Annotated in this window: 22 protein-coding genes and 1 other RNA gene; 14 read left to right on the top strand and 9 right to left on the bottom strand. The window is 68.9% G+C overall.

The genetic code is table 11. From position 1 onward, the window contains the following. Nucleotides 1-14: 14 nt before the first annotated feature. Nucleotides 15-2,114 carry a glycogen-debranching protein gene (locus tag DEJ21_RS05865; RefSeq protein ID WP_111224013.1) on the bottom strand — a complete coding sequence of 700 codons (2,100 nt, stop codon included), beginning with the start codon at nucleotides 2,112-2,114 and terminating at the stop codon, nucleotides 15-17. Nucleotides 2,115-2,173: 59 nt separating this feature from the next. Here DEJ21_RS05865 and DEJ21_RS05860 point away from each other — a divergent pair, with 59 nt between their 5' ends. The 5 genes from DEJ21_RS05860 to DEJ21_RS05850 are packed head-to-tail and all read left to right on the top strand — an operon-like array spanning nucleotide 2,174 to nucleotide 4,833. Further along, nucleotides 2,174-3,355: a cysteine desulfurase family protein gene (locus DEJ21_RS05860; RefSeq protein ID WP_111224012.1), complete on the top strand. Its 1,182-nt coding sequence runs from the start codon at nucleotides 2,174-2,176 to the stop codon at nucleotides 3,353-3,355. A gap of 15 nt (nucleotides 3,356-3,370) precedes the next feature. Continuing rightward, nucleotides 3,371-3,553, top strand: a complete 183-nt coding sequence (locus tag DEJ21_RS17945; RefSeq protein WP_146247706.1) for a hypothetical protein — start codon at nucleotides 3,371-3,373, stop codon at nucleotides 3,551-3,553. An 8-nt stretch (nucleotides 3,554-3,561) separates the two neighbouring features. Then, nucleotides 3,562-4,134: a hypothetical protein gene (locus tag DEJ21_RS05855; protein WP_111224011.1), complete on the top strand. Its 573-nt coding sequence runs from the start codon at nucleotides 3,562-3,564 to the stop codon at nucleotides 4,132-4,134. Between the two features lie 4 nt (nucleotides 4,135-4,138). Further along, entirely contained in the window at nucleotides 4,139-4,336 is a 198-nt protein-coding gene (locus DEJ21_RS17940) for a hypothetical protein (protein WP_128780060.1), read from the top strand. A 2-nt stretch (nucleotides 4,337-4,338) separates the two neighbouring features. Then, the gene (locus DEJ21_RS05850; protein ID WP_111224010.1) at nucleotides 4,339-4,833 is read left to right on the top strand and encodes a hypothetical protein; all 495 of its coding nucleotides are present in this window, start codon (nucleotides 4,339-4,341) and stop codon (nucleotides 4,831-4,833) included. Here DEJ21_RS05850 and DEJ21_RS05845 read toward each other — a convergent pair. Then, nucleotides 4,826-5,461, bottom strand: a complete 636-nt coding sequence (locus tag DEJ21_RS05845; RefSeq protein WP_111224009.1) for a hypothetical protein — start codon at nucleotides 5,459-5,461, stop codon at nucleotides 4,826-4,828. The genes DEJ21_RS05850 and DEJ21_RS05845 overlap by 8 nt on opposite strands. 151 nt (nucleotides 5,462-5,612) lie before the next feature. Here DEJ21_RS05845 and DEJ21_RS05840 point away from each other — a divergent pair, with 151 nt between their 5' ends. From DEJ21_RS05840 to ssrA, 6 genes are all read left to right on the top strand, one after another. Continuing rightward, the gene (locus tag DEJ21_RS05840; RefSeq protein ID WP_214564971.1) at nucleotides 5,613-6,107 is read left to right on the top strand and encodes a GNAT family N-acetyltransferase; all 495 of its coding nucleotides are present in this window, start codon (nucleotides 5,613-5,615) and stop codon (nucleotides 6,105-6,107) included. A gap of 114 nt (nucleotides 6,108-6,221) precedes the next feature. Further along, the gene (gene prfB, locus DEJ21_RS05830) at nucleotides 6,222-7,331 is read left to right on the top strand and encodes a peptide chain release factor 2 (RefSeq protein WP_071244840.1); all 1,110 of its coding nucleotides are present in this window, start codon (nucleotides 6,222-6,224) and stop codon (nucleotides 7,329-7,331) included. A 61-nt stretch (nucleotides 7,332-7,392) separates the two neighbouring features. Then, nucleotides 7,393-8,148: a cell division ATP-binding protein FtsE gene (ftsE, locus tag DEJ21_RS05825; RefSeq protein WP_111023996.1), complete on the top strand. Its 756-nt coding sequence runs from the start codon at nucleotides 7,393-7,395 to the stop codon at nucleotides 8,146-8,148. Continuing rightward, nucleotides 8,145-9,059 carry a permease-like cell division protein FtsX gene (gene ftsX / locus DEJ21_RS05820; protein ID WP_111224007.1) on the top strand — a complete coding sequence of 305 codons (915 nt, stop codon included), beginning with the start codon at nucleotides 8,145-8,147 and terminating at the stop codon, nucleotides 9,057-9,059. The genes ftsE and ftsX overlap by 4 nt, the downstream gene beginning before the upstream one ends. Before the next feature lie 131 nt (nucleotides 9,060-9,190). Continuing rightward, a complete protein-coding gene (gene smpB, locus DEJ21_RS05815) occupies nucleotides 9,191-9,667 on the top strand; it encodes an SsrA-binding protein SmpB (protein ID WP_027465851.1) in 477 nt (158 codons plus the stop codon). Nucleotides 9,668-9,762: 95 nt separating this feature from the next. Next, nucleotides 9,763-10,139: a transfer-messenger RNA gene (gene ssrA, locus DEJ21_RS05810) on the top strand. A gap of 223 nt (nucleotides 10,140-10,362) precedes the next feature. Here the strand turns inward: ssrA and DEJ21_RS05805 are convergent. Both DEJ21_RS05805 and DEJ21_RS17935 read right to left on the bottom strand, forming a co-directional pair. Continuing rightward, nucleotides 10,363-11,502 carry a reverse transcriptase family protein gene (locus tag DEJ21_RS05805; RefSeq protein ID WP_181435795.1) on the bottom strand — a complete coding sequence of 380 codons (1,140 nt, stop codon included), beginning with the start codon at nucleotides 11,500-11,502 and terminating at the stop codon, nucleotides 10,363-10,365. Between the two features lie 259 nt (nucleotides 11,503-11,761). Next, nucleotides 11,762-13,099, bottom strand: coding sequence for a hypothetical protein (locus DEJ21_RS17935; protein ID WP_146247705.1), 1,338 nt, complete (start codon nucleotides 13,097-13,099; stop codon nucleotides 11,762-11,764). Nucleotides 13,100-13,310: 211 nt separating this feature from the next. Between DEJ21_RS17935 and DEJ21_RS05800 the strand changes: the two genes are divergently transcribed. Genes DEJ21_RS05800 through DEJ21_RS05790 form a run of 3 tightly spaced genes read left to right on the top strand, consistent with a single transcriptional unit; the run spans nucleotide 13,311 to nucleotide 16,078 of the window. Beyond that, nucleotides 13,311-14,183 (top strand): hypothetical protein, encoded by an 873-nt coding sequence (locus DEJ21_RS05800; protein ID WP_111224005.1) that lies wholly within the window; start codon nucleotides 13,311-13,313, stop codon nucleotides 14,181-14,183. A gap of 48 nt (nucleotides 14,184-14,231) precedes the next feature. Beyond that, the gene (locus tag DEJ21_RS05795; protein WP_111224004.1) at nucleotides 14,232-15,425 is read left to right on the top strand and encodes a sensor histidine kinase; all 1,194 of its coding nucleotides are present in this window, start codon (nucleotides 14,232-14,234) and stop codon (nucleotides 15,423-15,425) included. Beyond that, on the top strand, nucleotides 15,422-16,078 hold the full coding sequence (locus DEJ21_RS05790; RefSeq protein WP_111224003.1) for a response regulator transcription factor: 657 nt from the start codon (nucleotides 15,422-15,424) through the stop codon (nucleotides 16,076-16,078). The genes DEJ21_RS05795 and DEJ21_RS05790 overlap by 4 nt, the downstream gene beginning before the upstream one ends. Before the next feature lie 92 nt (nucleotides 16,079-16,170). Here the strand turns inward: DEJ21_RS05790 and DEJ21_RS05785 are convergent, their stop codons facing one another. The 5 genes from DEJ21_RS05785 to glmS form a co-directional block, all read right to left on the bottom strand. Further along, entirely contained in the window at nucleotides 16,171-16,734 is a 564-nt protein-coding gene (locus DEJ21_RS05785) for a heme-binding protein (protein WP_111224002.1), read from the bottom strand. Between the two features lie 123 nt (nucleotides 16,735-16,857). Continuing rightward, nucleotides 16,858-18,174, bottom strand: coding sequence for an LLM class flavin-dependent oxidoreductase (locus tag DEJ21_RS05780; protein WP_111224001.1), 1,317 nt, complete (start codon nucleotides 18,172-18,174; stop codon nucleotides 16,858-16,860). After that, nucleotides 18,175-19,560 carry an O-acetylhomoserine aminocarboxypropyltransferase/cysteine synthase family protein gene (locus DEJ21_RS05775; protein ID WP_111224000.1) on the bottom strand — a complete coding sequence of 462 codons (1,386 nt, stop codon included), beginning with the start codon at nucleotides 19,558-19,560 and terminating at the stop codon, nucleotides 18,175-18,177. A gap of 88 nt (nucleotides 19,561-19,648) precedes the next feature. Further along, entirely contained in the window at nucleotides 19,649-20,362 is a 714-nt protein-coding gene (locus DEJ21_RS05770; RefSeq protein WP_071406357.1) for a M50 family metallopeptidase, read from the bottom strand. A gap of 163 nt (nucleotides 20,363-20,525) precedes the next feature. Next, on the bottom strand, nucleotides 20,526-22,340 hold the full coding sequence (gene glmS / locus DEJ21_RS05765; protein WP_111223998.1) for a glutamine--fructose-6-phosphate transaminase (isomerizing): 1,815 nt from the start codon (nucleotides 22,338-22,340) through the stop codon (nucleotides 20,526-20,528). Nucleotides 22,341-22,381 lie beyond the last annotated feature (41 nt).

Here is a 22,381-nt window from a genome sequence, read left to right as displayed (position 1 = left end):
CCGCCCGCTCGGCGCTACGCCACCTCGAACAGGTGGATGCCGGGGCCGTAGGCGGTGAAGACCTGCCCGGCGGGACGGAGGCGCTCGTGGTCGCGGTGCTTCTCGCTCGACCAGGCCAGGCGGTACCCGAGGACGTCCTCGCGCACCGGCAGGGTCAGGTCGCGGGTGCGGCCGCTGCCGTGCACGACCACCAGGACGCGGTCGAAGGGCTCGTGCTCCGGCGTCGACTCGACGAAGTACTGCAGGGCGCGGTGCACCGGCTGGTCCCAGCCCTCGATCGTCATCGGGTGCCCGTCCGGCCCGTACCAGGACATGCGAGAGGCCCCGGGGGTCTCCTGCCCCTCGACGCCGAAGCGGGTGGGGCGGAGCGACGGGTGCGCCTGCCGGAACCGGGCCAGCGCGGCGACGGCCTCGGTCATCGTCTCGGCGTCCTCGTCGTCGGACCAGTCCACCGGGGTCAGGTCGTCGGACACCACGTAGGCGTTGTTGTTGCCGTGCTGCGTGCGGCTCCGCTCGTCGCCGGCGGTGAGCATCGGCACCCCGGCGGAGAGCATCAGGGTCGCCACCAGGTTGCGCATCGACCGGCCGCGCGCGGCACGGACCCCGCGGTCGGCGGTGTCGCCCTCGATGCCGTGGTTGAACGAGCGGTTGTCGTTCGAACCGTCGCGGTTGTCCTCGCCGTTGGCCTCGTTGTGCTTGCCGTCGTACGACACCAGGTCGAGCAGGGTGAAGCCGTCGTGCGCGGTGACGAAGTTGACGCTCGCCAGCGGGCCGCGATCGGCGCCGAAGACGTGACGCGAGCCGGTCAGGGCTCCGGCGAGCGCACCGATCCCGGTCTGCGGCAGGCCGGTGCGGCGCTCCTCGGCGATGTCGGTGAGCCAGAACTGCCGGACCGTGTTGCGGAACCCGTCGTTCCACTCGCTCGTGCGGTGGCCGGCTGCGCCGAACTCCCCGGTCTTCCAGCCGTCCGGTCCGACGTCCCACGGCTCGGCGATCACCAGGGTGTCCTGCAGGTCGGGGTGGTTCCGGATGCGCTCGAGCAGCGGGTGCGACGGGTCGAACCGGTGCTCGCCGTCGCGGGCCAGGGCGGCCATCAGGTCGAAGCGGAACCCGTCGACCTGCACCTCGCGCGCCCAGTACACCAGGCTGTCGAGGATGAGGTCTGCAGTCGCCTCGACCGAGGTGTCGAGTGTGTTCCCGCACCCGGTGGTGTCGTAGTAGGTGTCCCGACGGGGCGGGTCGGTCTGCGCCCAGCGGTAGCGGTTCGCACCGTCGATGCCGCGCAGGCTCGTCGTCGGACCGCCCAGGCCCTCTTCCGCGGTGTGGTTGTAGACGACGTCGAGGACGACCTGGATGCCGGCCTCGTGCAGCAGCCGGATCATGCCCTTGAACTCGCGCAGGACGGCGTCAGCGCCCTCCTGCTGCGCCGGTGCCGAGGCGTGCGCGGCGTGCGGGGCGAAGAACCCGAGCGTGTTGTAGCCCCAGGCGTTCTGCCGGCCGGCATCGCGGAGCCACCGCTCGGTGTCGAACGCCTGCACGGGCAGCAACTCGAGCGTGGTGACGCCGATGCGGTGCAGGTGCGCGATCGTGCTCTCGTGGGCGACCCCGGCGTACGTGCCGCGCAGGTGCTCCGGCAGGTGCGGGTTCGCGGCCGTCAGGGTGCGGACGTTCGCCTCGTAGACGACGGCACGGTCGAGCGGGACCTGCGGCTTCACGACGCCGCCCCAGTCGAACGCGTCGTCGACGACCACGCTGGTCCATCGGGGGCCGGCCGCCTCGTCGTCGCCGGTCGGCAGGATGCCCCGCGCGTACGGGTCGAGCAACGGACGCGTCGGGTCGAACTCGTGCCGCGGCCCCACCGGCCCGTCGACGAGCAGGTGGTAGCGGTCGCCGGGCACGATCCCGGGGACCTCGCCGGTCCACACGTCCGTGTCCGGCACCCGCTCGAGCGCGTACCGCGTCGGCAGCACGTCGGAGGGGTCGGCTCCGTCGGCGCTCCCCGCGCTCGCCACGACCAGGACGACGCCCGTCGCCGTCGCGGACCGCAGGGTGAACCGGGGGACGGTCCCGCCCAGGGAGAACCCCGGCGTCAGGTCGATCGCTGTCTCGTGCACGCGACAAGGGTACGAGGACCGGCGCGTATCCTGGACACTGCTCGATCCAGGGGGTGCATTTGTCGGTCTACCTCGACCACGCCGCGACGACGCCGATCCTGCCGGAGGCGCTCGCCGCCTTCACCGATGCCCTGGGCACCGTCGGCAACCCGTCGTCCATCCACAGCGCCGGTCAGCGCGCCAAGATGCTGCTCGAGGACGGCCGCGCCGTCGTCGCCCGCTCACTCGACGCCGATCCGGTGGAGGTCGTGTTCACCTCCGGCGGCACCGAGAGCATCAACCTCGCCGTGAAGGGCCTGTTCTGGGCTCGCCAGCGCGACCGTCAGCGGCCCCGCATCGTCGTCCCGGGCGGCGAGCACCACGCCACCGTCGACACCCTGACCTGGCTGGAGACGCACGAGGGTGCCGTCATCGACGTGGTCCCGTTGGACGCGCAGGGTCGCGTCGACCTCGCCGGACTGGAGGCGCGGCTCGCCGACGCCTCGGACGTCGCCCTGGTCACGTTCCTGTGGGCGAACAACGAGGTGGGCACCATCCAGCCCGTGTCACGGATCGTCGAGCTCGCCCACGCCGCCGGCGTGCCCGTGCACAGCGACGCGGTCGCCGCCTACGGGCAGGTGCCGGTGTCGTTCGCCGGGTCCGGCCTCGACGCCCTCAGCGTCTCCGCGCACAAGGTCGGCGGGCCCGTCGGTATCGGTGCGCTCGTGCTCGGGCGGAAGGCCACCGTCGAACCCCTCATCCACGGTGGTGGGCAGCAGCGGCAGGTGCGGAGCGGCACGCAGGACGCCCCGGCGGCTGCGGCCTTCGGTGTGGCGGCCAGTGCCGTCGTCGCCGAACCGATGCCGCACCCGTCGCTCGTCGCCCTGCGGGACCGCCTGGTCGCCGGGGTCCGTGCGGCCGTGCCGTCAGCGGTGCTGATGGGGGACCCGGTCGACCGGCTGCCGGGCAACGCGCACTTCACGTTCCCCGGGTGCGAGGGCGATTCGCTCCTGTTCCTGCTCGACGCCGCCGGGGTCGCGGTGTCGACCGGGTCGGCGTGCCAGGCCGGTGTGCCCGAGGCGTCGCACGTGCTGCTCGCGATGGGGCTGTCGGAGCAGGACGCTCGTGGTGCGCTCCGGATCACGCTCGGCCACACGACGACCGATGCCGACGTCGACGCGTTCCTGACGGCACTGCCCGATGCGGTCGCTCGGGCCGGTGCCGCGGGGATGGCGTCGAGGGAGCCGCTGCTCGGGCGGTAGTGGTTGACTCCGGGCATGCTTCGATCATCCGCCGTGTGGGTCGTCTTCGCTCTGCTCGGTATCGTGTTCTTCGGGGTCTCGGTCGCGCTGTTCACCCTCCCGGGATCGCGGCCCTTCGGGTTCGTCACCCTCGTCTGCGCGGTCGTCGTCCTGGTCAGTGCCCAGGTGGGACACCGGCGATCTCGGCTGCGACGCTGACGCCGCCCATGACAGCCGGCATCCCGGAACCTCGAAGGCCGCACACTCGGGGGACGGGCGCCACGCACGACGTCGAGGGCGGCCCCGGATGGCGGATCCGGTCCACCGATCTCCGTCCGGTCATCACCGACCTCGCTGCGTTCCGCGCAGGATTGGCAGACGACCCACTCCGTGAGGAGATCGAGTTGCTGTGGACCGGCAAGGCTGGTGATGCGCTTCGTCGCCTCGAACGGGTCGCCTCGACGCAGCGCGTCCGAGCATTGCGGGCCGACTGCCACCGTGACCTCGGCCACACTCGCGCTGCAGTGCGCGAGTACGACCTCCTCGTCGCCGAGTGCATCGGCACGACTCGCGAGGCCACGATGCGGCAACACCGAGGCAAGGCGCTGCTCGCAGCCGGGAACGTTGACCGTGCCGTCGAGGACTTCACACTCGCCGTCGCGCTCAGACAGGCCAGTGATCCGGTGCTCCTCGCGTCGGCTGAGCAGGCACTGGCGGTCGCGCGGTCTCGGGTAGGTGACGGCACTGCGCAAGTGCTCACCGGGAGCGACGAGGTGGACGCACGTCCGCCGGTAGCCTGAGCCCGTGACCACTCCGAAACCACAGGGCAGTGCCGACCTGGTGGGTCTGCTCGTCGGTGCTCCGCTCGCGCTCATCGGGATCGTGCTGCTCGTGTCCGCAGGAAGTACGCCGACGGCCGTCCTCGGGGCCGCGGTGCTGGTCTCCGGCACCATGCTGGTGTGCACCGCCCTGCTCATCCGAGGGCTGCGCCGGGAGCGCTGACCGTGGTAACGAGTGGCGCTGAGCACCGTCCGCGGAACGGCACCCGGCGGGACAGCCGCTGGGCCGTCCCGATCCGTCGGGTCTTCCCCTGGTGGTACCTCGGCGGTGCGGTGGCGACGCTGGCGATCCTGATCCTGGTCGATCCCGGCGGCAGCCAGGCCACGGTGGCGTTCTGGGGGCCGATGATCGGGATCACGATCCAGGACCGCGAGCGAGCTGCGCGTGCTCGACTGGACCGCGGCTTCCCGGTCGACCGACGCTCGCTCCTGTCGCCTCCGTGGCTCGAACCGACGTGCGCGGTGTTGCTCACCGGCGTGGCTGTCGGACTCGGCATGCTCATCAACGCGCTCTTCGGGCACGGCACGTCCATCACGGCGTGGGTCGGAGCGGGGGTGTTCCTCGGGAGCGCCGCGTCGTTCGTCGCTCTCGTGCTGGTCCTGAGGAGCCGACGCCGCCGGTCGAGCGGTGCGGGCGGCCAGCCGGACGACGTCAGCTGACGGGGCGCTCCGAGAGGAACCGCCCGGCTCGTCGGTACTGCACGGCCAGTTGGACGAGCCCGAGCACCACCGCGAACGACGCGACGAGCTCGATCAGCTTGATGGGCAGACTGTCCGTGCTCACCGCTGTCGAGGCGGCGAACAGCATCACGGCGCCGAAGATCGGCAGGATCCCGAGCGTGGCTCGACGGTTCTGCGCGGCCACCGCGGCGACGATGTCCGCGTGCTCGTCGTCGATCGGCTCCTTGCCGGCGATCTGACGCCGCACCGACCGCTGCTCCGCGTGGGAGAGCGGGCTGCTCACTGAACGCCAGCGAGTGACGTAGTGACCGGAGCGGAAGGCCCACACGAAACCGACGATGCCGACGACCAGCCCGAGCAGCAACAGCAGGAGCTGGACGAGCAGCTGCACGCCATCGTGGCCACTCGCGTGGTTGCTCTCGGTGGCCGGCGCCAGCACCAGTGCCAGGACCACCCCGACCGCCCACGAGACCACGACGAGTGCCCCCACCCACACGAACGCGCGCGTCCGGCGACGGCGGAGCCCATCGTCACTCTGGCCGTCGGCGAGCCGGGCGGCGGCTGCCCAACGCTCGGCTCCGGCTGGGTCGGTTGCGGGGCTGGTCATCGTTCGGATCCTGACGTCGAGAGTCTCTCGACTCTACGGGTCACGGTCGGTGCGGGTGGCGCGCGCGACCCCGGAAGCGACTGGCGTCGGATCCGCACGAGGGGATCGCCACCGACCCGCATCGTTGTGATACTTGGACATGCTCGAGTTGGTGAGGCCGCAGACGGCGTTGTACGAGGCATGGGCCGAAGCGCATGCCGAGTGGGGGCCGGGCGTGCACGAGGACGGATTCGGGATCACCGCCCACGACGACGTCGGCGACGAGGACGGGTTCCGCACCTGGGTCGGCCGACTGCACGCCAGACCCGGGGCGCTCTGGTGGATCGTCGAGGACGGCCGCGTCCTGGGCGGGATCGCACTCCGGGCGCCGGGAGACGCGGCCGGCGTGCAGCGGTTCGGCCACGTCGGGTACGGGATCCGCCCGTCGGCGCGGGGCCGAGGCGTGGCGACCTGGGCGCTGGGCCAGGTGCTCGCGCACGCATCGCGCGTCGGGATCGACCCGGTGATCGCCGTCTGCCGTGATGACAACGACGGCTCCATCGGGGTGTTGGAGCACTACGACGCCGTCCTGCTGTCGACCGAGCGCCGCGGTGGCGTGCGGCTGCGACGGTACGCGATCGCCAGGTCGCACCGGAGACCCGGATGACGGGGCCGGGGCGGGGGTGCGAGGCTGGCGGACGAAGACCGCGACCAGCGGGGCGGACCCGCACCGGGCCTCCCGGTCGGCCGAGTCGGACTCGCGCCGGTAGGATCGATGACCATGGTCGAACTGGACTTCACCGAGCAGCTCTCCGCCCTTCGCGAGACCTTCGGCAACATCCGCTCGGTGGTCGACGTCGACCGCCTGCAGCGTGAGATCGCCGACCTCAGCGAGCAGGCCGGGGCCCAGGACCTCTGGGACGACGTCGACCACGCGCAGCAGGTGACGAGCGCGCTCTCGCACCGCCAGTCGGAGCTGAAGAAGATCACCGACACCGAGCAGCGCATCGACGACCTCGAGGTGCTGGTCGAGATGGCGAACGAGGGCGACGACCAGGAGTCCGCCGACGAAGCGCTCGCCGAGCTCAAGGCGATCCAGAAGATGATCGGCGACTTCGAGGTGCAGACGCTCCTCGACGGTGAGTACGACGACCGTCCGGCGGTCATCACGATCCGCGCCGGCGCGGGTGGGGTCGACGCGGCGGACTTCGCCGAGATGCTCCTCCGGATGTACCTCCGGTACGCCGAGCAGCACAACTTCAAGACCACGGTGATGGACACCTCGTACGCCGAAGAAGCGGGCATCAAGTCCGCGACGTTCGAGATCGACGCCCCGCACGCGTTCGGCACGCTCTCGGTCGAGGCCGGCACCCACCGCCTGGTCCGGATGTCGCCGTTCGGTGCCGCCGGCAAGCGCCAGACGTCCTTCGCCGCTGTCGAGGTCATCCCGCTCATGCCGGAGACCGCCGTCATCGACATCCCCGAGAATGACATCCGCGTCGACGTGTTCCGCTCGTCGGGCCCCGGCGGGCAGTCCGTCAACACGACCGACTCCGCGGTGCGCCTGACGCACATCCCGACCGGCACCGTCGTCTCGATGCAGAACGAGAAGTCGCAGATCCAGAACCGTGCGGCCGCCATGCGCGTGCTGCAGTCGCGCCTGCTCCTCCTGAAGAAGGAAGAGGAGAACGCGAAGAAGAAGGAACTCGCCGGCAACATCACGGCGAGCTGGGGCGACCAGATCCGCTCCTACGTCCTGGCGCCGTACCAGATGGTCAAGGACCTCCGGACGGAGCACGAGGTGAACAACCCCTCAGCCGTGTTCGACGGCGATCTGGACGGCTTCATCAACGCGGGCATCCGCTGGCGCAAGCAATCCGCTGCCGAGTAGGGGTTCCTGAGCCGCGCGCCTCGCTTGCTTTCCAAGCGGGGCGACCTACCCTGATCCGGTCATGATCAAATTCGACCAGGTCACCAAGGTCTACTCGGGCAACCCGAGTCCGGCGCTCGACAACCTCACCCTCGAGATCCTCAAGGGCGAGTTCGTGTTCCTCGTGGGCGCGTCCGGTTCCGGCAAGTCCAGCTTCCTGCGCCTCGTGCTCAAGGAGGAGAAGCCCACCAGCGGGCAGATCCACGTGCTCGGGCAGCGCCTCGGGTCCCTGGCATCGCGGAAGGTCCCGTACTTCCGCCGCAACCTCGGGGTGGTCTTCCAGGACTTCCGTCTGCTGCCGAACAAGAACGTGTTCGACAACGTGGCGTTCTCGCTGCAGGTCATCGGCAAGAGCAAGGGCTTCATCAGCGAGGCCGTGACCGACGTGCTGAAGCTCGTCGGTCTCGCCGGCAAGGCCTCCCGCATGCCGCACGAACTCTCCGGTGGTGAGCAGCAGCGTGTCGCCATCGCCCGCGCCGTCGTGAACAAGCCGGCGATCCTGCTGGCCGACGAGCCCACCGGGAACCTGGACCCCACCACGTCCGCCGGCATCATGGCGCTCCTCGAACGCATCAACCAGGGAGGCACCACCGTGCTGATGGCGACGCACGACGCCAGCATCGTGAACCAGATGCAGCGTCGGGTCATCGAGCTCTCGAACGGCACCGTCCTGCGCGACGAGCAGTCCGGCGGTTACCAGACCCAGGCCGTCCCGATCCAGCGAGGCACCGTGTCCAACACCACCGGCATCCAGACCATCCCGGGGCTCATCCGATGAGGCTCGGGCTCGTCATGTCCGAGGTCGGCTCGGGCCTGCGACGCAATGCGTCGATGGTCGTCTCCGTCGTCCTCGTGACCTTCATCTCCCTGACCTTCGTCGGCACGGCGATCCTGCTCCAGATGCAGATCAACCAGATGAAGGGGTACTGGTACGACCGGGCGCAGGTCGCCGTCTACCTGTGCACCGACACCGACACCACGGGTAACTGCACCGGCGCGAAGGCCACCGACGACCAGCGCGAGCAGGTCCAGGCGCAGCTCGACTCGTCGACGCTCAAGCCGTACATCGAGAAGGTGTACTACGAGGACCAGGACCAGGCTTTCACCCGGTTCAAGGAGCAGTTCAAGGAATCGGCCGCGACCGAGTTCGTGAAGCCCGAGTACCTGAACGAGACCTTCTGGGTGAACCTGAAGAACCCGTCGCAGGCCGACGTCCTGGTCGAGAGCCTGTCGAAGGTGGCTGGCGTGCAGAGCGTGAGCGACCAGCGCAGCTACCTGCAACCGATCTTCAACCTGCTCAACGCCTCGTCGTTCACGGCGATCGGCATCGCGGCGCTCATGCTCGTGGCCGCGGTGCTGCTCATCGCGACGACGATCCGCCTGTCCGCGTTCAGTCGACGGCGAGAGCTCGGCATCATGCGGCTCGTCGGGGCGTCGAACAGGTTCATCCAGACACCGTTCGTGCTCGAGGGGGTGATCGCCGCCGCCATCGGAGCCGTCCTGGCCGGTGGTGCGATCACCGCCGTGGTGTGGTTCTTCGTCCGGAACTTCCTGGCCGTCCGTTTCAGCGGAACCGCGTTCATCGGCATGGGGGACGCGGCCATCGTGGTCCCCGCGGTGATCGTGATCGGGGTGCTCCTCGCCGCGGCATCGGCGTCGATCGCCATCCGCCGGTACCTGAAGGTCTGACGCAGCACAGCGTCCGCGAACGGGCGGCGCGCCGGGAAGGTGCGCCGCCCGCTTCGTGTTGAGTAGTCTGTAGGGCTGCGCGGAACCACCCACGCAGCGCACTGCACCGGTCACCATCGAGAGGAGTCGTCATGGCGAAGGAACGCGGGGAGAAGATCGTCGCGACGAACCGTCGCGCCCGGCACGACTACCTCATCGAGGACACGTACGAAGCGGGCATGGTCCTGTCCGGTACCGAGGTGAAGTCCCTGCGGATGGGGCGTGCGTCCCTGGTCGACGGGTACGCCTACATCGACGGTGGCGAAGCGTGGATCGACGCCGTGCACATCCCGGAGTACACCGAGGGCACGTGGAACAACCACTCGCCCCGACGCAAGCGCAAGCTGCTCCTGCACAAGCAGCAGATCGTGAAGATCTCGCACAAGACGGCGCAGGGCGGCTACACCCTCGTGCCGCTGCAGATCTACTTCCACGACGGTCGGGCCAAGATCGAGATCGCCGTCGCGAAGGGCAAGCGCGAGTTCGACAAGCGCCAGGCCCTGCGCGAGAAGACCGACAAGCGTGAGGCCGAGCGGGCGATGCGCACCCGGAACCGCGTCGGAGAGTAGCGCCGACGCACCTCCTCGGCTAGACTGAGGGACTGCTCCGACAGGGGCATTGGCAACTCAACAGCGTGACAGCGGCTCGCACGTCCGGCCCGCATGGGGATGATCGGTTTCGACATTGCCTGTGTGCCGACGGGAAGCGGGCCGAGGACCCACGGTTATCTCGTAAACGATCCGTGGAAAACAACAAGTGCCAATTCCAAGCGCACTGACTTCGCTCTCGCTGCGTAAGCAGCCCAGCACATGAAGTCCGTCGGCCAGGTGACCGTCTTCTAACCTGATCCCGACGTCATCCAGAGGACTTGCTGCACGGTTGCGCCTCAGGGCCGTGCGGGACTTGCGCTGAGACTGGGCCCGTCGTCCTAGAAGCCGGTAGCAAAGGACGGGGCCGAGCAGAACGAACTATCCGGATACGCCCGTAGAAGACGTCGAATTGCAGCGATGGACGGGGGTTCGATTCCCCCCATCTCCACCATTCGCCGAACGACGAACCGCTGTCACCGCTGTCGGAGCGCCCTGTTGTCATTCGAAGATGCCATCGGGGCGCTCCGTGTTTGATTGAGCCGACCAGATGGTTCCGAGAGCAGTCGTAACTCCTTCGGAGCTGGGATTTCATGTGTGAACTAGCCATTCACGGTCACCTGATTCCTCGAGCGCGAAATCAGCCGCGCTCTGAGGGTTGAGGAGGGAAAGAGTCCTCATACGCGGCCGCTCAGTGCATGCCGAAGTCTCCTGTTCCAACGACGGCCGCGCTCCGGCTCGATGTTGATTGCGTAGCGAATCATTCCTTCTAAGTAATTCACGAAGCCAAGGCCTTCGCGGAATCCAGAATGACTTGCATGGACGTGAACCCCGAAAGATTCTACTCCTCGAATATGAAACTCGATCTTGGACTTGATCCTTTTCGGTAACTGAGTTGATTCCCCGTCAACGCGGATACCGAGTAGCTCAATGGGGCGACCCGGAGTCAAGATTCGCGACTTTCTTGCATGCGGTTGGAGTTCATGCTGCTCAAAGATTGAGTGTGCTTGATGCACAATTTGCTCGGCACTGGGGCGTTCGAATATCGAATATGAGGATAGGAAGATGTCGTCTGCGTATCGCGTATACGTCATTCGATTTGCTTCCGCAAGCTTTTCGAAAGATTGATCCAGATCATATGCTAGAGCATTTGAAATAGCCCCGCTTGTGGGGGCGCCTTGGGGCAGATACCCGAGGCGGCGACCTTGGGAATGTGGGAGATGTGCATATGCTTCTACGTCGATCAGATCCGGTCCGCTCCACATGTATTCAGCGGGTGGTAGCTCTGGGATGCTCCGCAGACGCGTTGGTTGCCTGTATTTGTCGGGCAACCAATCCTGATCTGTGCTCACATGCCGTGTGCAAATCCTCGCAATTTCCAACCTCACCAGAGGAGAGTACCCGAACCCTCTCAGAAGGTTAAAGACTTGAAATTCATCATATTGATGAAAAAAATCTTTGGCATCCAGCTTGATTGCCCACCGTGCACCAAGATGCTGTTGTGCACAAAGTTTGGCTGATCGTCCCGTTTGATACGCGTATGAGGCGCTATGAATTGACGCGTGAGCGAAGACGTTATCCAACAGCCACCGCTGTGCCCGCAAAAGCTCGTCGTGCGGTGCTGCTATAAGCCGCTTCGACGAACGCCCGCGTTTTTTCACTTCGTGAACGTCGTAAGCGTCTAACTCTCGGTCAGCGATGCGCTCAAGGAACGAAAGTCGAACTCCAGACTGCACGGCGAGGTGTTTAAGGGTCAGGATTGGAGTCGCCCCGCTACGAGATTGCAGCGACATCAGTTGAATCGCTCGATCGATCACGGAGGCTTCCGTATCGGTCGGAGCGTTGCGGCGGTAGAGGTGAGGGGATTCCATCGTTACCTTTGGTCATAGCCCCGGAGGGGCAACGCAGCGCGCGCGTCCCGAGTCTTCGAGGGGGAAGCGGGTGCTGCGATCCTTCCGGAAGCGGGAGATTTTCCACGCTCCGAATCTCCGATTCGAAGCGGCCGCAAGGCTCCCCTTCAACTACTAGGGGCGATCGATACCGACGGTACCGACTCTTGACTAACGCGGGATCCCCTCACCTTAAGGATTGAGGGTAGTACGGTTCACTGTTCGGCGCAAACTTTGATTTCTTCGTGCTGCTCCCGGAGGTGGAAGAGCGCCGTCTCTGCTCGCGCTGGGTTAAGCGAGTACCAAGCATCCGAAGCCGACGAAGGGCAACTTTGCCTCCCGTTGTCAGCGATAGCTGGGAAGGTCCGCTCCACTTGCCGGCCCCGATCTCAACCCTCAATTGAGGGTAGCCAGCAACGAGACCGTACTCATGGGCGAGACTCGCGATCGCGATGAATCTAGATGTGGACATGTCTGCTGCATCTGCTACCTCCGCCGCGGTGTGGTTGCCCGCGTCAATGCTTGCCAGAAGGATACCGATGGGTTGAGCGTTTTTCCCGAACCTCTCGCGACTAGTTTTGAGTTCAAGGGTCTTACGGATGACTTGAGTTCGACGAAGGCCGGGTCGATGCTTCGGGCGCGCGGCGATCCCGTCCAAGGGGCGATCGATTTTCTCAATCGCGTTCAGTTCGGCTGTTTCGAAGCCATAACCTCGATCGTACGGAAGGAGAGGGGTCCAGGAGCCGCCGCCCTTTCGTTTCGTCTGACGAAGAATTGCCGGTAGGCCGTTACCGACTGTGTGTCCATAGGCCTGGAGAGATTCGGCATCACCGCGACCGAGGGGCTCTTTCGAAGCTGGCGTGGATCGAAAGCAGAGGTCACGAACTGCGGCCTGTTCGCTTTCGGTCCATCCCGCGTTATTGAACGTCTTCGCAACATGCTCGAAGTGAATGGGACCGGCTTGGCCGAGGCGGGATAGTGCTGAGTCTGAGATGGAATGGCTCACGACTTCGACAGTTGTCCACCTTAATGAGGTCCAACTCCGAATCCGCGGATTACGCATCACAAACTCTCGGTAGAGTTCCGCTTCTTGCCCCGTTATTATCTGGTCTGTCACGAGAAGGATGCGTCGGATTCGATCGCTGTACATCTCATCGGGTCTGGGCGACACGCGAAGGTTGAGTGGCACCGAGAGCTTTTGAAGGATGTTAAGGACTACAAGCTCGCTACCTGATAGTGATTCAGTCTTACATTCGTCCGACTCGTGGTAGCCGGCACATCCCAGAAAATGAGCGGAACTGGTTTTTCTTAGATTATGAATCGGGAATACGGCTGTTGGTGCTCTATCGCTGGCTGCAATCGTGGAGACGAGCAGGGCTTTCATTTCTGCTCGAAACTGGTTGTCCGAATAGTACGTAATGCTGTTGAGCAGAAGAGTCGCGGTTGTGCGATCTGATTCCGGGAAGTTTCTCAGCCATTCCCGACCCCTAGATGTGTCAGCGAAGCGCTTAGCCGATTCCGTCATGGTTATCTTCTTTCGTCCGACCGGTGGTAGGTCGCCATGTCCGACGATAGTGCGAATCCGGATGGCTTACTAGTACTCGCAGTCGGATGTCGTTGAAGGGCTCCGTTGGCGTGGGATCGTTCCGCACGCTTCGGAGCCAAGGCTTTGGACTACGCTCCGGCACAGGCGCGCAGCACACGCTCGCGCCGAACCCCGAACGAGAGGTCAGCACGTGGTGCAGGAGATCGCGATCCGTGTCCGTCTGCGGGAGCAGGAACGAGTGGTGCTCAGCGAGTACGAGCGGATCGTGGGCTCCGTCGCCACGGTCGCCGCCCTCGCCGCATGGCTGCCGAACCCCGACACCCGCCTGGTCGTGCGCGGCCGCGGCGCCGAACCGGTGCGGCTCGAGACCGTCACGTACGGCTCGGTGGTCGAGATGCTCGTCGTGCTCGACCAGCGCTCCGTCGGGGTCGAGCGTGCCGCAGCTGCCATCGCCGCGCTCATCGATTCGGTCCGCCACGAGCACGTCGCCGACGACGTCTCGGGGGTCGCCGGGGAACTCGATCGGCTCGACCGCGCCGCACCGCGCGGACGCTCCGCCGTGGAACGCTCGCTGCGCACGTTCCTCGAGGGGGCACGGTCCGACGTCCTCGAGCGCAAGACGACCACCCGGGTCCGGACCGCGCAGGCGTTGCTCCGGCTCGCCGAAGCAGACGCCGTCCTGACGGTCGAGCGGGTTGCCGACGCCTTGGCACCGGTGCTCGAGGAGCACGCGGTCGACGTCGAGCTGGACACCGGCTCGGCCGTGGTCGTCGAGCGGATCGACGGGGTGGAGTCGCCCGAGACCGAGGCTGCGTCCGGCGAGACCGACGCCGACGATGACGCCTCGCAGGCGGAGCCGGAGGCCGTGTCGGCCGTGCTGCCGCTGCCGACGGGCGCCAGCAAGGCGAAGTCGAAGAAGGACGACGGCAAGAAGAAGAAGTCGAAGAAGGACGACGACAAGAAGAAGTCCAAGAAGGACGACGACAAGAAGAAGTCCAAGAAGGACGACGACAAGAAGAAGAAGTCCAAGAAGGACGACGACAAGAAGAAGTCCAAGAAGTAGCAGGGGCGGCACAGCAGATCTCCGACCGGGGGTCCGTACCCTGGTGCGGTGCCCCCGGTCCCACCCTCGTCGTCCTGGCGCGGGCTGGGCCGGCTCCTCAGCCGCCGGGCGAGCACCCTCGCCGCCGCAGCCCTGGCGCTCGTCACCGCCGTCGGGACGCTGCGGTACCACCAGTTCCACGCCGGTGAGCCGAACCACGTCGTCGCGGTCACGCTCGGGGTCGCCCTGATCGCAGCGGGTTCGGCCAGCGCCGTCGTGCTCCTCCGCCGGCCGGTTCCCGTCGCGGTACCCCTCGGACTCGTGCTCCTCACCGTCGTGCTCGTCGTGGTCGCCCCGAGCGCCGCGTGGAGCGTCGTCCCGCTGGTGGTCCTGCTGCAGACGACCATGCGGGTCGTCCCGGCCACGCTCGCCAGCGCAGCGGCGCTCGTCGTCGCCGCGGTCTCGGTGCCCCGCCTGACCGGGAACGACGACCCGGGGCTGCTCGTGGGGTGTCTGCTGTCCGGCTCGGTGTTCCTCGCCGCGATCGTGGTGTCGCGAGTGGCACTGCACGAGCGATCGCGAACCGTCCGGCAGCTCGTCGCCACCCGCGCCCGACTCGTTGCCTCCGAGCGGCGGGCCGGTGCGCTCGAAGCCCGCCAGCACGTCGCCGCTGAGCTCCACGACACCGTGGTGCAGTCGGTGGCGGGCGCACTGTTCCTGACCGAAGCGGCGGAACGGTCCGGGGACGATGCCCTGGCACAGCAGGCACGCCGTGCACTGCGCAGCGCGGTGGTGGACACCCGCGCGCTCGTCGACGGCCTCGGAGCAGACCGACCGGACGCCGGCGAGTCGGCGAACGGCGCGGCGGACGGGCTGACCGACTCGTTGACGGCCGCGCTCTCCACGGCCGCCGAGCGCGTGGGCGCCCGCTGGTCGGCGGTCGGGGAGCCGCAGACGGTGACCCCGATGCGTGCACTGGCCCTGCTGCGGAGCGCGCAGGGGGCGCTCGGCAACGCCGAACGGCACGCCGGCGCCGCATTGATCTCGCTGGAGCTCCGGAACCAGGACGACTCGGTCGCGGTCGTCGTCCGCGACGACGGCGGCGGCTTCGACCCGGGCCTGCCGGTCACGCCCGGGCCGACCGGGGGCCACGGCCTGACGATGATGCGCCGGCGCCTCGAGGCCGTCGGCGGCACGCTCGACATCCGCTCCGGCCCGGACGGTACGGTGCTGCGGGCGACCGTCCCGTTGGAGGAACCATGACCCGCGTCCTGCTCGTCGACGACCATCCGGTGCTCCGGGCCGGTGTCGCTGCGATCCTCGGCACCTTCCCCGACATCGACGTCGTCGCGTCGACCGGGGACCCGGAAGCCGTGACCGCCCTGGTCGCCGAGGCTGCCCCGGACGTCGTCGTGCTCGACCTGGGTCTGGGGACGCGGAACGGCGTCGACCTGATCCCCGGACTGGTGCGGACCACCCGCGTGCTGGTGTTCACGGCCACGGGGACCGACGTGGCGATCATGCGGGCGCTCGATGCCGGGGCGACGGGGTACCTGCTCAAGGACGCCACGGCCGAGGAACTCGCCGCCGCGGTCCGGGCCGCCGCCACCGGGACCGCCGTGTACGCGCGGGCCGTGGCGGAACGCATGCTCGACCGTGGTCGACGACCGGACGAGGCCCTGACCCCTCGTGAGCTCGACGTGCTCGAACTGCTCGCCGACGGCTCGACGAACCGGGTGATCGCGGGGCGGCTCTTCATGAGCGAGTCGACGGTGAAGACGCACCTGGTGCGGGTGTTCGCGAAGCTGGGTGTCGACGGCCGGGCCGGCGCGGTGGCCGAGGCCACCCGACGGGGCATCATCGCCTTCGACGGCCAGGCGCAAACCGCACGCTCGCCCGACGACGTGACGACGTGACGACGTGACGACGTGACGACGTGACGACGTGACGACGGCGGGGCGACCGATGGTCGCTCCGCCGTCGTCACGATCGACTCAGCGCTGCCGGGTCACTTCGTGATCGCGTCGAGCCCCGCCTGCGCGTACTCCTGGTCCGTGGCGCCGGACGGGGTGCCGCCGACACCGATGCCGCCGATGGAGGCCTCGCCCGCCTTGACCGGCACGGCCCCGGCGAGGAACAGCGTGCCGGGCAGGTCCTTCAGCCCGGCGTTGTCGCCCGTGGCGCGCTTCGCGAGTTCGGACGTCGGCGACCCGAAGGCTGCGGCGGTGTACGCCTTCTGCCGTGATGCGCTGATCGTGTGGGACGCGGCGTTCTCCCCGCGCACGAAGGCCTGCAGCTGGCCGTTGCGGTCGACGACCGAGACGCTGACGAAGCCGGCGCCGTCCGCCTCTGCGGCGGCGAGGGCGGCCGAGGCCGCCCGCATGGCGTCGGCGGAACTGAGCCGCTTCGACTCGACGACGGCGTCGCCGGTGACCGCGACGGTGCGGGCGTCCGTGGCGGTGCGGACATCGGCGGTGGCGCTGTTCGACGAGGTGACGGCAGCGCCGGCCGTGATGCCGGTGACGGCGAGGGCTGCAGCGGCGGTGGCGACGAGGGTGCGGGGGAGACGCATGGGGATGGTCCTTCCGTTCGGTGTGGTGGGTCCAGCCTCGCGCCGACGCGTGGTGCGGCACATCGACCGTCCGGACCGCGGATCCGGACCGAACGGTCGACGGGGCGCCCGCAGCCGCTCCCGCTAGAAGTCGAACAGGTTCGCCCGGATCCCTCCGGCGCCGTACTCCCGTCGCAGGAGCCCTCGGCGCCGGAGCACCGGCACCAGGTCACCGAACATCCGGTGGATCTGCGCCGGGTGCAGGTCGCCCGAGAAGATGATCCCGTCGTTGTCGGCGTCGCTGCCGAGCTCCTCGATGAAGTCCGCGAACTCGTCCGCGGTCCCCACGAACCCGGACCGCGATCCCGACCCAGGCGCGATCCGCCCCTGCCGCGCCTTGCGGGTGAGCAGCTCCCGCAGCGGTGCGTCCGGGGTGTCCCCGAGCAGCCCGCGGATCGTGCCGGCCGAGACGTGCTCCCCGAAGGTCCCGTCGGGCACCGGGGCGTCCAGGTCGAGTGCGAGCAGGTCGGTCTCGGAGTCGCTCGACCACGCGATCGCCGCCGCACGCAGCGCGTCGTCGGTGGGGTGTTCGGACGCCGCGACGATGCGGTCGGCCTCCTCCGGTGAGGACACGATCACGGGCTTGAGCACGAACAGGATCCGCAGGTCCGCGGTGGACCGCCCTGCGGCCTCGGCTGCCGCGATCACCCGTGCTCGGTACTCCGTCACCGCGGCGGCGGACAGCGGCGCGAGCGCGAGCTGCACGTCCGAGTGGGTCCCGGCGAACGCGAGCCCTCGGCCCGAGCCACCGGGGGAGACGACCACGGGGTCCGACGCCAGCGGCAGGGCGTTGAGCGGACCGTCGGCGGTGAAGTGGGTGCCCTCGTGGTGGAACGCGTCGAGCGCGTCGCCGTCCGCGAAGTGCCACGAGTCCGGTGAGCCGACGTACGCGTCGCCCCACGAGTGCCAGAGCCGGCGGAGCAGCGTGATCCACTCCTCGGCGCGGTCGTACGCCTGGTCGTGCGGCAGCGGCGGCAGGCCGGCGTGGCGTGCGCTGCCGACGTCGGTGACGACGTTGATACCCAGACGGTCCGAGGACAGGTGCGCCAGGGTCGCGAACTGCCGTGCCGCCAGGTACGGCGGGGTGATGCCCGCGTTGACGGTCGGCGCGATGCCGATGTGCGAGGTCGCGGCGAACAGGTACGGGGCGAGCAGCAGCGGGTCGTGCTTCGGGCCGCCGTACGCCTGCCGGATGCGCAGGTCGAGGGTCGCGGGGGAGCCGAGCGAGACGGCGTCCTCGGCGATCACCAGGTCCATGCCGGCCTGCTCGAGCGTCCGGACGGACTCCTGGTACAGGTCCGGCTTCGTCCAGTCGTGGCCCCAGTCCCAGTCGGACCGGCCCCAGGCCTGCGGGCCGAAGCCGCGCGAGAAGAAGTACCCGAAGTGCTGCAGCTCGGCCATTCAGCGCTCCTGCCGGTCGAGGGCCGGCCCACCGACTGCCGTGCGCTGCGCGTCGGACGCTCCACGTGCCTCCAGGCCGGCGGCGGCGTCTGCGGACCGCACCGCGGCGAACCCGCGTTCCAGGTCGCGGAGCAGGTCCGCGACGTCCTCGATGCCGACCGACAGCCGGATCAGGCCGTCGTCGATGCCCTGCTCGGCTCGCTCCTCCGGCGTGCGGCCGGCGTGCGTGGTGGTCGCCGGGTGCAGGATCAGCGAGCGGACGTCGCCCAGGTGGGTCATCCGGCTGAACAGCTGCACGGCGTCGATGAACGCCCGCGCGGCGGCTTCGCCACCGGCGAGCGTGAAGGCGAAGACGGACCCGGCCCCGCGGGGCAGGTAGCGCTGGGCGAGGTCGTGGAACGGACTGGAGGCCAGGCCCGCGTGGTCGACGCTCGTCACCTCCGGCTGCTGGTCCAGCCAGGACGCGACGGCCAGCGCGTTCGCGCAGTGGCGTTCCACCCGCAGCGACAGCGTCTCGATGCCCTGGCGGAGCAGGAACGCGTTGAACGGGGACGGCGCCGGGCCGATGCGTGCGGCGACGACGTCGCGGGCGAACACGGCGAAGGCCCGGTTGCCGTACCGGTCGACGTAGCTCTCGCCGCCGAGGGACCGTTCGGGGCTGGTCAGGTGGGTCCAGCGCTCGGGGGCGGCGGACCAGTCGAAGCGGCCGCCGTCGACGACCACGCCGCCGAGTCCGGCGCCGTGCCCGGAGAGGAACTTCGACGCCGAGTGCACGACGATGTCCGCACCGTGCTCGACCGGGCGCACCAGGTACGGCGTGGCGAGGGTGTTGTCGACGATCAGCGGGACGCCGGCGCGGTGCGCGGTCTCGGCGACGCCGGTGATGTCGAGGACGTCGTTCTTCGGGTTCGGGATCGTCTCGGCGAAGAACGCCTTCGTGTTCGGTCGGACCGCGGCGGCCCAGGCGTCGAGGTCGCGGGCATCGGTGACGAAGTCGACCTCGATGCCGAGCCGGCCGAGGTTCTGCAGCAGCAGCCCGCGGGTGCCCTCGTAGATGCTCCGGGCGCTGACGACGTGGTCGCCGGCCTGCAGCAGGCCGAGGAACGCCACGGTCGCCGCCGCCTGACCACTGCCGACCAGGATCGCCTGGACACCGCGTTCGAGCAGCGCCACGCGACGCTCGACGTCGGCGTTCGTGGGGTTGCCGAGGCGCGTGTAGGTGTAGCCGTCGTCGGTGTCGGCGAAGCGGTCGCGGGCCTGGTCGAAGTCGTCGAACAGGAACCCGGAGGACATGTGGATCGCGGGGACCCGGGCACCGTGCCCGGCGTCGGGCACGAAGCCGCCGTGTACCTGCTCGGTCGCGAAGCCGTGGTCGTCGGTCGCCATGGGACACCTCCGGGGGTCGTCTGGCGGTAGCCTCGCAGCCGCTCGGCGCGGACAGGCGATTGCGGCCCCCGGTTACGCGAGCGCAGCCTCAGACGAGCGCGCGGACCCCGGTGACGACGGTGTCCCAGACCTGGAGCAGCGGCTCGCGTGCCAGCCACACCGCGACGGCGTTCACGGCGACGAACAGCACGAACCACAGGGACGCCGGCACCCGCATCTCGGCCGCGGCGATGTGGAAGTCAGTCTGCACCCGGGCGCCGGTGAGCAGCCACCGACCGACCTGCACCACCGAGCGCAGGCCGTCGACGACGAAGAAGGCCCCGACGGCGGCGACCACCAGGACGGTGGCCTCGGACGGGCGGACGGCCACCCACAGGGCGAGCGCGTCGAAGCCGAGCACGACGAGCAGGCCGAACCAGTTCCGGACGAACGCCAGCGCGACGAGCCCGATGACCGCGAGCACCACCACGGGCAGCCAGCGGGAGCCGTGCAGCACCCCGGTCACCAGGAGCACCCCCGCCCACAGGGGTGCGCTGTACCCGGCGTACAGGTTCAGGATCCGGACGAGCCACCGGATGCCGCCGGGCACCCGGCCGAGCTGGACCCAGGCCTCGCCGGACCCGTCCGGGTGCAGCTCGATCCGCTGGATCCGCCCGCCGAACGGCACGACGACGATCGCGTGCCCGACCTCGTGCGCGATGGTCGCGGCGATGCGGGCCACCCGGCCGACGAACGGCACGAACGGCAGGACGGCGCCGACGAGGAGCGCGACGAAGACGAGGGGCGGGGCTGCGGTGGTCAAGTGACCAGCATCGCAGCCCCGCCCAGGAAGACCCTGCGGGATCGGCGTCAGGGGAGCACGGGCGTCGTCAGCACCACCGTGACCAGGACCACGGTGCCGGCGATCGCCAGGGCGGTGAGGACGGCGAGGAAGACCGTCAGGCGGTTCACGCGTCGGCGCCCGGCTATTCGACCGTCACCGACTTCGCCAGGTTCCGGGGTTTGTCGACGTCGCACCCGAGCTGCAGGGCGAGCTCGCGGGCCAGCATCTGCAGCGGCACGACGGCCTCGAGCGGACCCCACGGCGCGGTCATCGCGCCCCAGGCCAGGTCACCGGTGCCACGGCGGCCAAGGGCGGGGATGTCCGCGGACTCGCCGCCGATCGTGATGACGAAGCCGCCGCGGGCCCGGACCTCGGCGATCGCCGACTGGATCTTCGGCTCACCGTGGTCGATGACGACCACCGGGGTGCCGTCGTCCACCAGCGCGAGCGGCCCGTGCTTGAGTTCACCGGCGGGGTACGCCTCGGCCCAGCGGTAGCTGAGCTCCTTGAGCTTCAGGGCTCCCTCGGCGGCGTACGGCAGCCCGGCACCGCGGCCGAGGAACAGGAACCCGGTCGCCTCCTTGACGCTCGACACCAGCAGCGGCATCCGCTCGGCGGACACGCGCGCGGCGTGCTCGATCCGGGCCGGCAGGTCGAGCAGCTCATCGACGAGCACCTGCGCGTGCGACGGTTCGATGCGACCGGAGGCCACCATCGCGGAGATCATCGCCGCGACCCCGACGACGACCTGCGCCGTGAACGTCTTCGTGGCGGCGACCCCGATCTCCGGGCCGGCGTGGCAGTCCAGCACGGCGTCGGCCCGTCGGGCGAGCGAGGAGTGCATGTTGTTCGTCAGCGCGAGCACCGGATGGCGGTCCTCGAACCGGTCGAGGGCGCGGAGCACGTCGGCCGTCTCGCCGGACTGGCTGATCGCGACGACCAGGGTGCCCGGGCCGAGCACGGCCTGGTCGGCCTCGCTCGCGACGACGATGTCGGTCGGCACACCACCGATCCCGCGCAGTGCGGTCGCGATCACCTGGCCGGCGTTCAGCGACGTGCCGCAGGCGACGATCGCCAGCCGGTGGAAGCCGGCCAGGCCGAGGCCCACCCACATGCTGCCGTCGGCGGTGCGGCGGGTCACCCGGTCCAGGATCGTGGCGACGACGTCGGCCTGCTCGTCGATCTCCTTCGCCATGTGGTCGGTGTGGTCGCCGAGGTCGAGCGCGGCGGCGGCGAACGGGGACGGCGTGGGGAACGGCACGGGCACCGTGATGCCGTCGGACGACCAGGTCCAGGCCTCGCCGAGCTCGACGACGTCGCCGTCGCGCAGCGCCACGAAGGTCTCGCACCACTCGGCGATCGCGCCGATGTCGCTCGCCACGAAGTCACCGCGGCCGGAGCGGGCGACGACGAGCGGCGAACGGTCCGCCGCCACGACCATGCGGCCGTCCCGGGCGTCCAGGACCACGATCGCCCACGAGCCCTCGAGCTGCGCCGTCGCGATCTGCACCGCGAGCATCAGGTCCGGGTCGACCGCCAGGGCGCGCTCGACCAGGTGCGCGATGACCTCGGAGTCGACGTCGGACCGGAAGCGGTGGCCCTGCGCCTCGAGCGTCTGCCGCAGTCGCTCCGCGTTCTCGATGATGCCGTTGTGCACGATCGAGATCCGGCCGGTGCAGTCGGCGTGCGGGTGTGCGTTCGCCTCGCGCACGGCACCGTGCGTGGCCCAGCGGGTGTGACCGATGCCGACGCCGGTGAGCGCGTCACCGGAGCGCGCAGCGACGAGCGTGCGCAGGTCGCCGACGCGGGAGACCGAGCGGATCGTCTCGGTGCGGCCGACGGCCGTCCGGACGGCGATGCCGGCGGAGTCGTACCCGCGGTACTCGAGTCGTTCGAGTCCGTCGAGCAGGTAGGGGGTCGCGTCGTCAGACACGCGGGCCGCGATGATGCCGCACATCGGCTGTCCCTTCGGGGGAACGAGGGTGGGTGGAACGGGGA

The sequence above is a fragment of the Curtobacterium sp. MCSS17_006 genome (assembly GCF_003234215.1).
GTDB lineage: Bacteria > Actinomycetota > Actinomycetes > Actinomycetales > Microbacteriaceae > Curtobacterium > Curtobacterium flaccumfaciens.
The sequence above is the reverse complement of the archived record's forward strand: the minus strand, read 5'-3'. Positions and strand labels throughout refer to the sequence as shown.